Raw genomic sequence first — 15,181 nt, forward strand, 5'->3', positions numbered from 1 at the left:
ATGGTATAAGAGGCGCTCACTTTGACAGGACAACCGCCGCAGGGAGTTTTCTCTGTGGCTTTTTTTTGAAAGAAGGAAAGATATGAGCCCAAAGAAAATCTCCGCCGGCGACCTGGTCGATTCCCAATGCACCAAATGCCGTATGGTCACCAACCATACCGTTGTCGCCATGGTGGGCGATAAGGTGGTGCGGGTTCAGTGTAATACCTGTGGCGGCATGCACAATTACCGGGATGCGGCACCGAAGAAGACCGCCACGCCACGGACCACGGCCACCAAAGGTAATACCGTGCCGCGTCAGCCCCGGCAACGCGCCGCTACCGCTGACCTGATATTCTGGGAGGAACGCTGTGGCGAGGAGGCTACCGGCGCGGCGAAAACCTATGCCATGGACGGCACCTACCGCGCCGACGATCTGGTGAGCCATCCCGTCTTCGGCGTAGGCATCGTCACCGCCGTCACCCCGCCCAACAAGGTGGAAATCCTCTTCCGCGACGGCCGTAAGCTGCTGCGCGGCCTGCCCCGCTGATTCAACTCTCTGCCCATGGCCAGGCTCCGCTTTCTGCAGCGGGCCTGGCTTCTTGATTCCTGCCGTTAGACCTCGAAAAATCGTTCACCACCAAGCCACAAAGACACCAAGGAAACCCATCCATTCAACCGGACCCCAGGAACGGGCTGCTATCCTTAAGCCAGACCATCTTGGTGGCATGGTGCCTTGGTGGTAGATTGCCTTTTTTGCCCTTGATTCTTTCACCACCAAGGCACAAAGACACCAAGGAAACCCCTAAATCCAACCGGGACCCAGAGGTACGGGCTGTTATCCTTAAGCCAGACCATCTTGGTGGCATGGTGCCTTGGTGGTAGATTGTCTTTGTTGCCCTTGATCCTTTCACCACCAAGCCACAAAGACACCAAGGAAACCCCTAAATCCAACCGGGACTCAGAGGTACGGGCTGTTATCCTTAAGCCAGACATTCTTGGTGTCCTGGTGCCTTGGTGGTGGATTGTCTTTGTTGCCCTTGATTCTTTCACCACCAAGGCACAAAGACACCAAGGAAACCCCTAAATTCAAACGGGACTGTTATCCTTAAGCCAGACCTTCTTGGTGTCCTGGTGCCTTGGTGGTGGATTGTCAATTGTCGTTGATGTTGGCTCGATGATGACGGGGGAGATGATGGACTTTGCGCGTCTGCATGATTGGTCGGTGACTTATGCCGAGGCGGTCGCTCTGCAGCGGCGGCTGGCCGCACAGGTGCGTCTGGAGGATGGAGTGACGCCTTCGCTGCGTCGGGTGGCGGGAGTTGACGTCTCCTATGAAAAACACGGGGATTTATTCTTTGCGGCGGTCGTGCTGCTGAGCTATCCGGATCTGCAGGTAGTGGAAGAGGCCAGCGCCGTGGCTCGGGTCAGCTTCCCCTACATCCCCGGTCTGCTGTCCTTTCGCGAACTGCCGGTGCTGCTGCAAGCTTTCCAGGGTTTGCAGACGCGGCCGGACGTGGTGCTGGTGGACGGGCAGGGCATCGCCCATCCGCGCCGCCTCGGTCTGGCCAGTCATCTTGGGCTCTGGTTGCAGCTGCCGACCATCGGCTGTGCCAAGAGCCGTCTGTGCGGGGACCACGAGGAGCCCGGGCTGCATAAAGGCGATTATGCGGCGCTGGAGCTGAAGGGCGATCAGGTGGGCGCGGTGCTGCGAACGCGCGACCGGGTGCGCCCCCTCTATGTGTCGCCGGGGCACCTGTGTACGGTCGCCCGCGCCGCGCAAGTGACCCTGGCCTGCACGACGCGTTACCGCATGCCGGAGCCGACCCGCCTGGCCCATCTTTTGACCAACCGGCTGCGGTTGCAGGCCCGCGAAGGGGTCGGCCTCGATTAAAACCAGCTTACTTCTGCAGCAGGTCTCGCAAGATGGCGGCCTTGTCGGCGTCCAGTCGCCCCGACTCTTCGGCTACATCCACCGTTTTTCCTCCCATGAGGCGATAAATGCGACCCAGGTCCGCCGGCAACGCCTCCAGCGCCGCCAGATGTTTTTCGACGGTGAGGATGTCGCCGCGTACGATGGGTCCGGTGAGAGCCGTCTGCGGTCCCAGGGCGGACAGGTTTTTCACGGTGCCGTTAAGCAGGGGAGCAAAGAGGCGGCCGGCGTCTTTCGCGTCGATGCCGCAGTGCGACAGCATCTCTCCGGCGGTCGCCACCAGCGCGACCAGGAAGTTTGAGGCCGTGCAGGCGGCGGCGTGATAGAGGGGTTTCTGTTCACGGGTGAGGATGAACGGCAGGCCGCCCATGTCATCCACCAACGCTCTGGCGAGGGGGATGAGGGAGGCGTCGCCTTCAATGGCGAAGAGACTGCCGGGTAGATTGCGCATACCGATGACCGCGTCGGCAAAGCTCTGCATGGGATGGATGGCCAGTCCCTGTACCGGCGTTCCTTCTTCCCCCAGCAGGATACTGCTATCGTGAATGCCGCTGAAGTGAACAAGGATGGTGCCGGGCCGGACCAGTGCTCCCTGGCGCAGTCTGGCCGCCATAGGGGCGATGTCGTCGTCCGGCAGGGCCAGAAAGACCATCTCCGCGTCCTTGACCTTCGTCAGGTCTGTCGTCCCCGCCTGGGGGTTGCCGATGAAGCGGGCGGCCGCCCGGGCACGGGCGAGGTCGCGGCTGACCACGGCGCTGAACTCATGGCCGGCGTCAGCCAGCAGGCGACCGACGGCCTGCCCCAGCCGTCCCGGTCCAATGAGGGCGATGCGGGTGCTCACTTTACCCCCACTTCGAGACAGCCGACCTTGTCAATCTCGGCCCGCAGACGGCTGCGTCTCTGGACCGACCCCACTCCGGCCGGGGTGCCGGTCAGGATGATATCCCCTTCCTCCAGAGTGAAGATGGCCGAGATCGCCTGGACGATGGCCGGGATGCGGCGCATCATCAACGCTGTGGAGGCATCCTGGCGCAGCATGCCGTCTACGGAAAGACGGATGCCCAGGTTGTGCGGATCCTCGACCTCACTGGCAGCGACGAAATCGGAGAGGGGGCAGGCGGTGTCGAACCCTTTGGCGATCTCCCAGGGGAGCCCCTTGGCTTTGAGCTCCGACTGTACGTCCCGCAGGGTCATGTCAATGGCAACGCCGTAGCCGGCCACATGGCTCATGGCATCTTTTTCGGCGACGTTTTTGGCAAACTTGCCGATGAGTACCGCCAGTTCCACCTCGTAGTGGCAGTCGTTGCTGTAGGCAGGAATGACCACGTTCTCACCGTCGCGGATAATGCTGGTGGCCGGCTTGATGAAGAGGACCGGCTTGTCGGGAACCTCGTTCCCCAGCTCCTTGATGTGATCGGCGTAGTTGCGGGCCAGACAGACGATTTTTCCGACCCGGAAAACCTTCTGGCTGCTCAGAATATGAACGGTCTGCATGATGCGCTCCTCAAAGATGGTCTATAGAGATCAACTTAAGTAAATCGCGGGAATGGGCAAAGGGCAAGGCCTTGTTTTATTTTTCACTTCAAGCGCGCGCCTTGGGAAGGGCCCAGTTGTGACGGATGGCCAGCAGGCGCACCATGATGACGGTCAGAGCGGCCAGCAGCGCCGCCAGGGAGTGGGGCAGGGGAAGGTGATGCAGCAGGTAGAGCAGGGCCGCCCCGGCCAGACAGGCGGAAGCGTATACCTCCTTGCGCAGGATAAGGGGGACCTGGTTGGAGAGGACGTCACGTACCACGCCGCCGGCGGTGGCGGTCATTACCCCCATCATGACGGCGCCGATGAAGCCGGTGTTGAAGGCCAGCGCCTTGCTGGTGCCGATGACCACGAACGTACCGAGGCCGATGGCATCGAAGTAGAGCAGGGGGTGCTGCAGGCGGTGCAGGCGGCGGTGGAAGAAGAAGACGGCCAGGGATACGATAATGGAGAGATAGAGATAGGTCTCATCCTTCAGGCTGAAGGGAGGGAGGTCGCCCAGCAGGATGTCGCGCAGGGTGCCGCCGCCGGTGGCGGTGACCAGGCCCAGCACCAGCACGCCGAGAAGGTCCATTTTGCGGCGGACTCCCGCCCAGGCGCCGGAGGCGGCAAAGGCGGCGGTGCCGATAAGATCGAGAGCGTAGAGCAGGGACATGGCAGGCTTCCTCCAGGCTGGGCAGAATACCTTTTTCACCCGTGGAAAGCAAGAGGTGTCAGCGGGCCCGATCTGTGCTAAAATGCCGTCTGGACCGCGTCGCAGAAAAGCTTTTCGGGGCGGACGATTCACAGAGAAAGGTTTGCCATGTTTCTGCCCATTGGCGACACGCCCAATCCCCGTTCCACCCCCATCATGACCTACCTGCTCATCGGGCTCAACGTCGCGATCTTTCTGCTGCTCTCCCTGCCGCTCACCGCCCGCAGCCCCGAACTGGCCGACCCCATGCTGCTCGAATACCTGCGCTCTCTTGGTGTGCGCGGCGGCATTTCAGCCCAGCAGATCCTGGCGCACCTGAGCGCCTACGACGTCTTTGTCTATGAGTACGGCTACCGTCCCGGCGCGCCGTCCCTGCTCTCCCTCTTTACCGCCATGTTCCTGCACGGGGGCTGGATGCACCTGGCCGGCAACATGCTCTTCCTGTGGATCTTCGGCGACAATGTCGAGCACCGCCTCGGCCACCTCGGCTTTCTGCTGGTCTATCTGGTCACCGGTATCGCCGCCACCCTCTTTTTTGCGCTCTTTGTTCCTCACTCCCAGGTGCCCCTGGTAGGTGCCTCCGGCGCCATCTCCGGTGTGCTCGGTCTCTACTTCCTGTGGTTCCCGCGCAATCAGGTCAAGGTCTTCATTTTTCTCTTTCCCTTCATCATGAACACCTTCCTCATCCCCGCCCGCCTGGTGCTCGGTTTCTATCTGCTGGCCGACAACCTGCTTCCCTTCCTGCTGTCCCGCGGCGGTGAGGGTGGGGTGGCGCACGGGGCCCACATCGGCGGCTTTATTGCCGGGATGGGTATTGCCTGGGGCATCGACCGCTTCCCTCTGTGGCGCTCCGCCTCCTCGGTGCGGCCGGCGTCTTCCGCCCGTAGCAGGGAGAATGGCACGTACTTGCCGGAGCAGATTACCGGCCACCTGCGTGAAGGCAATCCCGCCTGGGCGGCGGCCAAATACTTTTCCCTTTCCAGCCGGGCGGATCGCCTGCGGGTACCAGCGCCGGTGGTGCTCGAGCTGGGGGAATACCTCCTTGGCAGCGGCGCTCATGACCAAGCCTTGTCTCTTTTCCGACGCTTCATCGGCGAGCGTCCGACCGACCCGCAGATCGCCCGCGCCTATCTGGGGGCGGGGCGGGCCCAGCTGCACACCCCCCGCGCCGTCACCAGCGCCTACCACTACTTTCTCTCAGCCCTCGACACCGCCCGCAGCGATGAGGTCGCCGAGGAAGCGCGTCTGCACCTGCGCGCCATTGAACGACTGGGCGAAAAAGAGTAGCCAAACCCGATTTCCTCACGGATTCAAGCCCTTACAAATGCGGTCATTTGACATGAAAGGCTGTTTATGTTAAAAACGTTCGCGTACGAAATATTCGACTTGAAAATAAATGGCGGGCTTTTCAGCTACCCGCCCTGGCATTCACTATCACCAAAGGAGTTTTCCCCGTGCCCATCTACTCGGCAGCACAGCAGGAAATCGCAGAAAAAATCAGTTCAAATAATGTCACTCTCAAAAACTGGCGGGACTGGCGCTGGCAGCTTAAACATTCCATCCAGGATATCGATACGGTAGAGACGCTGCTGGGCATTCGCTTTGACCCAAAAAAACGCAAAGCCCTCGAACTGACGGTTAAAAAATTCCCCCTCTCCATCACCCCCTACTACCTGTCTCTCATCAATACCGACGATCACGAAAACGACCCCGTCTTCAAGCAGGCCTTCCCCTGTTCCCGTGAGCTGGAAATCGAGAAGCACGACATGGCCGATCCGCTCTCCGAGGACAAGGACAGCCCCGTTCCCGGCGTCACCCACCGCTATCCCGACCGGGTGCTGCTGCAGGTCAGCAATGTCTGTTCCATGTACTGTCGCCACTGCACCCGCAAGCGCAAGGTGGGCGACCGCGATTCCATCCCCGGTCGTGAAGATATCCTCAAGGGGATCGACTACGTCCGCCAGCATCCGGAAATCCGCGACGTGCTCCTCTCCGGCGGTGACCCGCTCATGCTCTCCGACGACTATCTCGACTGGATTCTCACCGAGGTGCGCCGCATCCCGCACGTGCAGGTCATCCGCATCGGCACCCGCATGCCGGTCGTGCTTCCTTACCGCATCACCCCCGAGCTGGTGGAGCGTTTGAAAAAACATCAGCCTCTGTGGCTCAACACCCACTTCAACCACCCGCGCGAGATTAACGCCTCCGCCAAAGAGGCCCTGCGCCTGCTGGCCGACGCCGGCATCCCGCTCGGCAACCAGTCGGTGCTGCTGGCCGGGGTCAACGACTGCCAGCGCATCATGAAGTCGCTGGTGCATAAACTGGTGGAAAATCGCGTGCGCCCCTACTACCTCTACCAGTGCGACCTGGCCGAGGGGCTCTCCCACTTCCGCACCCCCGTCGGCAAGGGGATCGAGATCATGGAGAGCCTGCGCGGCCATACCAGCGGCTTCGCCGTGCCGACCTACGTCATCGACGCGCCGGGCGGCGGCGGCAAGATCCCCATGAATCCCAACTACCTCATCTCCCTGTCGACCAACAAGGTGGTGCTGCGCAATTATGAGGGAGTGATCACCACCTACCAGGAGCCCGAAAAGTACGAGTCCATCTTCTGCAACCGCAAGTGCGACGAGTGCCACCTCGACCTCAAACTGGAGGATTCCACCGAGTGCGCCGCCGTCGGCATCGAGCGGCTGCTGTCCGATTCGGATCGTACCATCTCTCTCACCCCCGAAAACAACGACCGTATGGAGCGACGCACCCATGACTGATACCATAGAGCAGTTCGGACAATCGACCATTCAACACGGCCCCCACAGCAACCGGGCCTACCTGATGAGCCTGTCGGCCGAGGATCTGCCCCGCCTGGTCCCCTATCTTGACCAGCTGGCGCAGGAGCAGGACTACACCAAGGTCTTCGCCAAGGTGCCGGAGGCCGCCCTGGAGTCCTTCCGCCAGCATGGCTACGAAGCCGAGGCCGCCATCCCTGAATTCTACCGGGGAGAAGACCCGGTCTATTTCATGGGCAAGTACTTCTGTCCCGACCGGCAGCAGGAGCAGAAGCCCGAGCTGGTGGAGAGCGCCCTGGAGGCCGCCCGTTCCCGTCAAGGGAACCAGGCCGACATCACCCTGCCGCCGGCCATGACCTGCCGTCTGGCCGAACCCGCCGACGCCCTGGCCATGGCAGAAGTCTACCGCCAGGTCTTCGCCACCTATCCCTTCCCCATTCACGATCCCGATTATCTGCGCGATACCATGGAGAGCCATGTCGATTACCTGGGCATCTGGGATGGCGATCACCTCGTCGCTTTGGCTTCGGCCGAAAAGGACGTGCGCGGCCTGAACGCCGAGATGACTGACTTCGCTACCCTTCCCGACTACCGGGGCCAGGGTCTGGCCGGCCACCTGCTGGATCGGCTCGAAGAGGTCGCCGGCGACCGCGGCATCCAGACGGCCTACACCATTGCCCGCGCCTACAGCCATGGCATGAACATCACCTTTGCCCGTGGCGGTTACACCTACAGCGGCACCCTCACCCACAATACGCAGATCTCCGGCGAGCTCGAAAGCATGAACGTGTGGTACAAGCCTCTGCAGAGCTGAAGCGACGGCGTAAGGCGGAGTCTCCCGAGCCTTGACAGGCCTCACCAGGTGTCGTAAGATTGTCCGAATTTGGTAAGACCAATTGCCCAACCGCTTTCACCTTCGGATGACGATCACCTGCAATGAACTCACTCTTTACGCCCATTCGTCCTCGCCGGATTGCCGAGGAAATCATCGAGCAGATCAAGGAACTGATTGCCAGGGGAGAGCTGGGGCCGGGAGAACGCATCCCGTCCGAGCGGGATCTGGCCTCTCTGCTGGGGGTCAGCCGTCCTTCCGTGCGCGAGGCGATCACCGTTCTCGAAGCCATGGGGTTTCTGGAATCCCGCCAGGGTGGTGGTACCTACGTGCGCTCTCTGGCCCAGACCTCCCTGGCCGATCCCCTCTCGGCCCTGGTCGGCGAAAAAGATCCCCGGATGCTGCATGCCCTCGTGGAGGTCCGTATGGGGCTGGAGAGCTGGTCCGCTTTTTTGGCGGCGCAGCGAGCCCGTCCCGAAGAGATCGACCGGATGAGGATGCTGCTGGAGGAGATGGAGGGCCAGGCCCCGAGCGGGGGTTGGGATCCCGAACTCGATTCGCAGTTTCACTATGCCATCACGGCAGCTACCCACAATACCCTGCAGGTGCATGTCCTCGACACCATTCATTCCCTCTTTCACGCCACCGTCCATGTGGCCCTGATGGAGTTCTACCGGAAAGAGGGATATATCGATATTCTCAAAAAACAGCACCGGGACGTATACGACGCTATTGCCGCCGGCGATCCGGAAGGGGCCCGGCAGGCCATGATGACACACCTCGTCATGGTCGAAGAAAAGATGGCCGAACTCCTGAAAATCTCCTGATTTCTCGCCGTCCCCCACGAAAAAAGGCCATCCCTGCGGATGGCCTTTCCTTTTTCTGTGCATGGCTTTCGTTTCGCCACTCAGTCCGGAATCGCTTCCCCCAGAATTTCCATGAGGTGCCGCACCTCCTGAGGCATATCGGCCTGGCGGACCCCCCAGGCGAGCTGCAGCTGGCACCCCGGATTGGCGGTGACGAGAATGTCGGCCTTCGTCGCCGTCACATTCTGGAGCTTGCGGTCGAGAACCTGGCGGCTCTCCTCGCTGTACTTCAACCCCCAGGTGGCCGCCGACCCGCAGCACCAGCTGGACTCCGCCATCTCCCGCAGTTCGAGGCCGGGAATGGCCTTCAGCAGCTGTCTGGGCTGGTTTGAGATGCCCTGGGCGTGGCAGAGATGACAGGGTTCGTGATAGGTCACCGAACGGCGCACCTCCTTCATCCCTTCGGTGCGCAAGCCTTCGGCCGCCAGAAACTCGGAAATGTCCCTGACTTTGGCGCGGAACAGGGCGAGCCGATGATGATCGGCGTCCTCGGCCAGGATCTCTTCATACTCCTTCAGGGCGGCGCCGCAGCCGGCGCAGTCGGTCACGATCCAGTCGACTTCCTGCGAGAGGAAGAGATCGAGATTGAAAAGGGCCAGCTCCCGGGCGGTTTGCCGGTCACCCTCGGAGAGGTGGGGGGCGCCGCAGCACTTGGTCGCCTTGGGGGTGACGACCTCATAGCCTTGATGGGAGAGGACGCGCACGGTCTGCCGGGAGACCTGGGGGTAGAGCAGGGTCATGACGCAGCCGAGAAAGAAGCCGACCCGGCCGCGTTTTTCCCCTTGGGCCGGGACCACTTCCGGCAGCTGGGGGCGCAGCGGCTTCTCCAGCGAAGGCAGCATCCCTTCGGCCTTGGCCATCCAGTCCGGGCCGAGCTTGAGGATGCCCAGGTGGCGCACGAGCCACTGCAGGCCGAGACGCTGGTACAGGCGGGTCGGCAGCATGGAGTGCTCGAGAAGATCGGGGGACACCAGCATGCGCTGCAGGATGAACTCGCGAAAGGTCTTGCCCATGGCCCCCAGAGGGTAGAAGGCGTGGGCCTGGCTACGGCAGACCTCCATGACTTCCCCCGCCTTTACGCCGGAGGGGCAGGCCGTGGTGCAGGCGCGGCAGTCCAGGCAGAAGAAGGCCTCTTCCTTGACGGCGCCGGTGAATTCGAGTTTCTTCTCGGCCACGGCCCGGGCCAGCGCCACCCGCCCGCGGGGACTGGAGCGCTCCCGGCCGGTGAGAGCGTAGGTCGGACAGGTGGGCAGGCAGAAGCCGCAGCGCATGCACTGCAGAACGTCTTCGTACTCCGGGGCGTCCTTAGGACGGAAGTTGCCGAGGCTGTCAGTGTGAGACACGGAATCCCTCCTCCAGATGCTGTTCGGCGCCGGAGTCCTGGTCCTCGAAGATCTTGCCCGGGTTGAGAATGCCTTCGGGGTCGAAGGACTGCTTGATGCGCTTCATGACCTTGACGCCGCCGGCGCCGATCTGGCGGGCCAGATACTCCTTCTTGGCCAGGCCGATGCCGTGTTCGCCGGAGACGGTCCCCCCCCAGTCGAGCACTTTTTCATAAAGCTCGTTGTAGAAGGCATGGGCCCGCTCCATCTCATCGTGGTTGCGCTCGTCGCACAGCACCGTCGGGTGCAGGTTGCCATCGCCGGCGTGGCCGAAGGTGCCGACCTTCAATTTGAACTTGGCCGCCAGTCGCTCGATTTCTCCGAAAGTCTCGGCCAGGCGCGAGCGCGGCACGGTGGCATCCTCCAGCAGGGTGGTGGGGGAGACCCGGGCCAGGGCCGACAGGGCGGTGCGGCGCGCCGCCGCGAGGCTGGCCGCCTGTTCGGCCGTTTCGGCGACGTGGATCTCGGCGGCTTTCACCTGTTCGAGTACGCGCCGTACCTCCGCCGCCTCCTCCGCCACGGGCGCGGGGTGACCGTCGACCTCGATAAGGAGCAGGGCCGCCATCTGCCGGGGCAGGCCGATATTGACGTAATCCTCCACGCAGTTGATCGTCACCCGGTCCATGATCTCCATGGTCGAGGGGATGATGCGGGCGGCGATGATGCGGGAGACCGCCTCACCGGCGGTGCGCACATCGTTGAAGTAGGCCAGGAAGGTGCGCTTGTCGCGCGGGGGCGGCACGAGCTTGACGGTCACCTCGGTGATGATCCCCAGGGTCCCTTCGCTGCCGACCAGCAGGTCCTTGAAACCGTAGCCCGCCACGTCCTTGACGCTCTTGCCGCCCGTCGTGATAAGGCTCCGGTCCGGCAGGATTCCCTTGAGGCCCATGACGTAATCCCGCGTCACCCCGTACTTGAGGCCGCGCAGGCCGCCGGCGTTTTCCGCCACGTTGCCGCCGATGGTGGAGATCTTCTGCGAGCCGGGGTCAGGCGGGTAGAAGAGGCCTTTGGCGGCGACGGCATTGAAGAGGTCGAGGGTGATCACCCCCGGCTCCATTGTCGCCGTCAGGTTCTCCTCGTCGATTTCCAGGATCCGGTTCATGCGGGTCAGCGTCAGCACCATACCGCCCCGCACGGGAACACTCCCCCCCGACAGGCCGGTGCCCGACCCCCGAGGGACCAGGGGCAGACCTTCGCGGGCGGCGATCTCCATGGCGGCCAGCACCTGCTCCGTCGAGGTGGGATAAACGACGACTTCGGGAAGGTGATGAACCCCGGGGGTCGAATCATAACCGAGGACCAGCAGGTCCTCTTTTTCGTGGAGGACGTTCTTCTCGCCCAGCTTTTCCTTGAGGTGCTTGATCGCAGTCTTGGAAATCATCTTGGCCTCTTCATTGGTGTATCCGTGGTCAATAATTTCAGAAACCCGCTTCGCGGTAGCCGTCGGGTATGCGCACCAGCAGCACCGGGATTTCGGAACGATGCACGACCCGGTTGGCGGTATGACCCAGCATGGCTTCCCCCATGGCGCTGTGGCGATGGGAGCCGATGATGATCAGGTCGGCCTTGATCTCCCGGGCGCAGGAGACGATCTCCAGGTGGGGTTGACCTTCCATGACCCGGATTTCGTCGACAATCTTTTCGCCGACGGCCACATGGCAGGACTCCTTTTCGCAGAGCCGCCTTATCCGCTCATCTATCTTTGAGCGGGCATGGTCGCGCGCCTGGTCCTGGATCTGCTGCCGCTGCTCCTGGGAGATATGCAGCTCCACCAGGTGCTGGCCGAAAGGGTTCAGCGGCTCCAGCACATGCAGGACCACCAGTCGCGCCTGGTGTTTTTCCGCCTCCGTCATCGCATAGCGAAAGACATGGGGCGCGCCGGGGCCGAGGCCGGTGGCATAGAGAATCGTTTTGATTTCCGGTAGCATAGGTCTCTTCCCTCAAGGTTGAAGGTGAATCAGCCCCCGAAGAACACCGTGGGGAGCCAGGTGACGATTTGGGGGAAGGCGATCATTACGCCCAGGCCGATGACCTGAATCAGCACGAAGGGCAGAATCCCCTTGTAGATATCCCCCATGGAGTACTCCGGCGGTGCGACCCCCTTGAAGTAGAAGAGGGCATAGCCGAAGGGCGGCGTCAGGAAGGAGGTCTGCAGATTGACGCATACCAGCATGGCGAACCAGAGCGGGTCGAAACCGAGGTCGTTGGCAATGGGGGTGAAGATGGGCACGACGACGAGCAGAATGGCGGCCCAGTCGATGAACATCCCCATGATGAAGACCACGCCCATCATGATGGCCAGGATCACGTAATCGTGAACGTCCATCCCCAAGAGCAGATCGGCGACCACATCGCCGCCGCCCATGGACAGAAAGACGACGCTGAAGAGCTTGCCGCCGACGAACAGCAGCATGATCATGGCGGTGGTGCGCAGGGTGGCGTTGCAGGTCTGGGAAAGGACCTCCCAGGTGAGCTTGCGATTGAACAGGGCCAGCACCATGGCGCCGATGCAGCCCAGGGCGGCCGCTTCCGTCGGGGTGGCGATCCCCGCCAGAATGGTGCCCATAACAATGAGGATGAGGCTGAAGGGGGGGACGAAACTCTTTAAGGTCATGGAGAGCTTCTGACCCAGCGTGGCGGTGCGTTCCTCCTTCGGAATCGGTGGACCCAGGCTGGGGTTGATTCCGCAGCGGATGGCGACGTAGGCCAGGTAGATGCCGGACAGCAGGATGCCCGGCAGGATGGCCGCGGCAAAAAGGTTGCCGACGGACGTCTCCTTCATGCCTGTCAGCCCGCCATAGACCACCAGCATGATGCTCGGCGGAATCAGAATGCCCAGGGTGCCGGAGGAGCAGATGATGCCCGCCCCCAGTCCGGTCTGGTAGCCGCGTTTCAGCAGCGCGGGTCCGGCCATCAGGCCCATGGCCACCACGGAGGCGCCGATGATGCCGGTGGTGGCGGCAAAGACGGTGCTGACCACGATAACGGCCATGCCAAGACCGCCGCGCAGTCCCCCCAGCACAATGTAGAGGGCATCGAAGAGACCCTCCGAGACCTTCGATCGATCGAGGATCTGGGCCATGAAAATAAACAGGGGAATCGCCACCAGTACGTAGTTCTGCTGCAGCCCCCAGGCATTATTGACGAACAGGTCGATCAGGACGCTGATGTTCCCGTCGTATTCAATCAGTCCGTAAAAAGTGGCGACCGCCGCCAGGGTGATGGCCAGCGGATGTCCGAGCGCGATGCAAAGCATCAGCGTACCGAACATCAATAAGGTCATGATTTCAGGAGTCATGGGAAAAATCTTCTCCGCGGGGCAAGGATGATCAGTCTCTGGTGTCGCCGAGGGTTCGGAAATCGGCGATAAGTTTGGCCACGCCCTGCAGGAACAGCAGGATGAAGCCGATGGCCATGATCGTCTTAAAAGGATAGAGCGGGGGGGCCCAGGACGTGGGCGCCTTTTCCCAGTCCTGCCAGGAAGAGACCGCATAAATCACCGAGCCGTAAGACAGCAGGCCGACGGTGGGGATAAAGAGCACAAGGTTGGTCACCATGCGCAGGATGGTTCGAGGCCGCTGCGGGAGCTTCGCCTCGAAGACATCAATCGAGACATGGGCATCGTGCAGATAGGTGAAGCCGAAGCCGAGGACGAAATGCATCCCGTAAAGGAAGGTCGTCAGTTCAAATCCCCAGGTGGTCGGCGCATTGAAGGCGTACCGCATGAAAACCTCGTACACCACCACCACGATAAGCGGCAGCGCTAGATACGAGGTGAGGACGCCGGTTTTTTCATTCAGGGTATTGATGGAACGCTCAACTGAGAGCATGGGTGTCTCCATGGCTGCAGGAGAGGACCCCGGCCGGTGCGGCCGGGGTCCATCGTTGAAAAAGACCGCTGCTAGTGCAGATGGTGCCCTTGGGATTTCTGTTCCCCGCTGATGTACTTTTCATAGGGCCAGGGCGCGACGCCGCTGCGAATCTGGCGCCATGACGCGAAGTCTTTTTTGAAGGCTTCCTGAGAATCCAGGGCTTTTTTGACTTCGGGATGTTTCTTCTTGAGTCCCTCCAGGTATTCCTGGGTGTGCTTGGCGAAGGCGTTCAGGGTCTCGTCGTCCAGCTGCACGAACTCGACCTTTTCCTGGAAGCGCTTGATCGCTTCGGCATTGAGGTTCTCGATCCAGGCGTTCGACCAGAGCTGGGTTTCCTTGGCCGCGATCTTCACGATCCACTTCAGGTCGTCCGGCAGGGCGTCCCAGGCCTTCTGGTTGATCATGATGTCGCACTGGAAGCCGGGCTGATGGACGCCCGGGGTGATGACGTACTTGGTGATTTCGTCAAAGCCCATCGGGTAGTTGATGGCGGGGGTGGAGTACTCGGCGGCATCGATGACGCCGCGCTCCAGGGCCAGATAGACCTCGCCGCCGGGGAGGGGGCTGACGGAGGCGCCGAGACCGTTCATGATGTCCATGTACCAGCCGGGAGTACGGATGCGCATCCCCTTGAAGTCGGACATTTTGGTGGCCTTCTTATTGGAGAACAGACCCATTTCCTGACCGGTCTGACCGGCCGGTAAAGCGTAGATGTTGTAGGGCTTGTAGAGGTCCTGGAGCATTTCCAGACCGCCGCGCTCATAGAGCCAGATGTTGTAGCCTTCGGCATCCAGCCCGAAGGGGACGGAGGCGTAGGCGACAAAGGCCTCATTCTTGCCTTTCCAGTACAGCGGCGACGAGTGGGCGATTTCGGCCGAACCCTTGCTCACCGCGTCAAAAACCTCATTGGCGCCGACCAGTTCGCCCGCCGAGAAGAGCTTGATCTGCAGGCGGCCGCCGGAAGCCAGGGCAACCGAGTCAGAAAAGTGCTGGGCTATATCGTAAAAGAGCATGCCCTTGGCCCAGGGCATGACCATCTTCCAGCGGAACTCTTCCTTGGATGGTTTGATTGTGCGAATCTCCCGTTTGACTTCCTCGTTGCGCTTGTCCACGCCGAACTTTTCGCGTTTTTCCTGTGAGAATGCCTGTGGGGCGAAAACCAGGGTGAAAACTGCGGCCAGAGCGACCAGCCATCCGAATCTCCTCATTGCTTCTCCTCCTTTTGTCCGAATCTGGCGAGCGCGCCTTTGCGCTCGCGGGTTGAAGGTGGTGGTATGTTGTTAAATTGGTCAGACCAATAA

The 15,181-nt window shown here is 61.5% G+C and carries 15 protein-coding genes; 6 read left to right on the forward strand and 9 right to left on the reverse strand.

Annotation, left to right across the window (positions count from 1 at the left end; translation table 11 throughout):
* The first annotated feature begins 82 nt into the window (after positions 1–82).
* Both AOP6_RS03445 and nfi read left to right on the forward strand, forming a co-directional pair.
* The gene (locus AOP6_RS03445; protein ID WP_155875234.1) at positions 83–529 is read left to right on the forward strand and encodes a hypothetical protein; all 447 of its coding nucleotides are present in this window, start codon (positions 83–85) and stop codon (positions 527–529) included.
* A gap of 600 nt (positions 530–1,129) precedes the next feature.
* Positions 1,130–1,873 carry a deoxyribonuclease V gene (gene nfi / locus AOP6_RS03450; RefSeq protein WP_225897343.1) on the forward strand — a complete coding sequence of 248 codons (744 nt, stop codon included), beginning with the start codon at positions 1,130–1,132 and terminating at the stop codon, positions 1,871–1,873.
* A 7-nt stretch (positions 1,874–1,880) separates the two neighbouring features.
* Here nfi and AOP6_RS03455 read toward each other — a convergent pair whose 3' ends face one another.
* The 3 genes from AOP6_RS03455 to AOP6_RS03465 form a co-directional block, all read right to left on the reverse strand.
* On the reverse strand, positions 1,881–2,753 hold the full coding sequence (locus tag AOP6_RS03455) for a Rossmann-like and DUF2520 domain-containing protein (protein ID WP_155875235.1): 873 nt from the start codon (positions 2,751–2,753) through the stop codon (positions 1,881–1,883).
* Entirely contained in the window at positions 2,750–3,406 is a 657-nt protein-coding gene (locus tag AOP6_RS03460) for a fumarylacetoacetate hydrolase family protein (protein WP_155875236.1), read from the reverse strand. Before AOP6_RS03460 ends, AOP6_RS03455 begins: the two co-directional genes overlap by 4 nt.
* A gap of 88 nt (positions 3,407–3,494) precedes the next feature.
* Entirely contained in the window at positions 3,495–4,100 is a 606-nt protein-coding gene (locus AOP6_RS03465; RefSeq protein WP_155875237.1) for a trimeric intracellular cation channel family protein, read from the reverse strand.
* A 147-nt stretch (positions 4,101–4,247) separates the two neighbouring features.
* Between AOP6_RS03465 and AOP6_RS03470 the strand changes: the two genes are divergently transcribed.
* The 4 genes from AOP6_RS03470 to AOP6_RS03485 all read left to right on the forward strand — a co-directional run bounded on the left by AOP6_RS03470 (position 4,248) and on the right by AOP6_RS03485 (position 8,587).
* On the forward strand, positions 4,248–5,426 hold the full coding sequence (locus tag AOP6_RS03470; protein WP_155875238.1) for a rhomboid family intramembrane serine protease: 1,179 nt from the start codon (positions 4,248–4,250) through the stop codon (positions 5,424–5,426).
* Positions 5,427–5,593: 167 nt separating this feature from the next.
* Entirely contained in the window at positions 5,594–6,910 is a 1,317-nt protein-coding gene (ablA, locus tag AOP6_RS03475) for a lysine 2,3-aminomutase (protein ID WP_155875239.1), read from the forward strand.
* Positions 6,903–7,742, forward strand: a complete 840-nt coding sequence (gene ablB, locus AOP6_RS03480; RefSeq protein WP_155875240.1) for a putative beta-lysine N-acetyltransferase — start codon at positions 6,903–6,905, stop codon at positions 7,740–7,742. Before ablA ends, ablB begins: the two co-directional genes overlap by 8 nt.
* 122 nt (positions 7,743–7,864) lie before the next feature.
* Positions 7,865–8,587, forward strand: coding sequence for a FadR/GntR family transcriptional regulator (locus AOP6_RS03485; protein WP_155875241.1), 723 nt, complete (start codon positions 7,865–7,867; stop codon positions 8,585–8,587).
* Positions 8,588–8,667: 80 nt separating this feature from the next.
* On the opposite strand, the gene AOP6_RS03490 is transcribed toward AOP6_RS03485, so the two are convergent.
* The 6 genes from AOP6_RS03490 to dctP all read right to left on the reverse strand — a co-directional run bounded on the left by AOP6_RS03490 (position 8,668) and on the right by dctP (position 15,088).
* Positions 8,668–9,969 carry a (Fe-S)-binding protein gene (locus AOP6_RS03490; protein WP_225897344.1) on the reverse strand — a complete coding sequence of 434 codons (1,302 nt, stop codon included), beginning with the start codon at positions 9,967–9,969 and terminating at the stop codon, positions 8,668–8,670.
* Positions 9,956–11,389, reverse strand: a complete 1,434-nt coding sequence (locus AOP6_RS03495; protein ID WP_155875242.1) for an FAD-linked oxidase C-terminal domain-containing protein — start codon at positions 11,387–11,389, stop codon at positions 9,956–9,958. The genes AOP6_RS03490 and AOP6_RS03495 overlap by 14 nt, the downstream gene beginning before the upstream one ends.
* 37 nt (positions 11,390–11,426) lie before the next feature.
* Positions 11,427–11,936 (reverse strand): universal stress protein, encoded by a 510-nt coding sequence (locus tag AOP6_RS03500; RefSeq protein WP_155875243.1) that lies wholly within the window; start codon positions 11,934–11,936, stop codon positions 11,427–11,429.
* A gap of 29 nt (positions 11,937–11,965) precedes the next feature.
* Positions 11,966–13,306 carry a TRAP transporter large permease subunit gene (locus AOP6_RS03505; RefSeq protein WP_155875244.1) on the reverse strand — a complete coding sequence of 447 codons (1,341 nt, stop codon included), beginning with the start codon at positions 13,304–13,306 and terminating at the stop codon, positions 11,966–11,968.
* Positions 13,307–13,337: 31 nt separating this feature from the next.
* Complete coding sequence (locus AOP6_RS03510) at positions 13,338–13,838, reverse strand: TRAP transporter small permease subunit (protein WP_213194741.1); 501 nt, start codon at positions 13,836–13,838, stop codon at positions 13,338–13,340.
* Positions 13,839–13,909: 71 nt separating this feature from the next.
* Positions 13,910–15,088 carry a TRAP transporter substrate-binding protein DctP gene (gene dctP, locus AOP6_RS03515; RefSeq protein ID WP_155875246.1) on the reverse strand — a complete coding sequence of 393 codons (1,179 nt, stop codon included), beginning with the start codon at positions 15,086–15,088 and terminating at the stop codon, positions 13,910–13,912.
* Positions 15,089–15,181: the final 93 nt, after the last annotated feature.

Source organism: Desulfuromonas sp. AOP6 (assembly GCF_009731355.2).
Classification (GTDB): Bacteria; Desulfobacterota; Desulfuromonadia; order Desulfuromonadales; family SZUA-540; genus SZUA-540.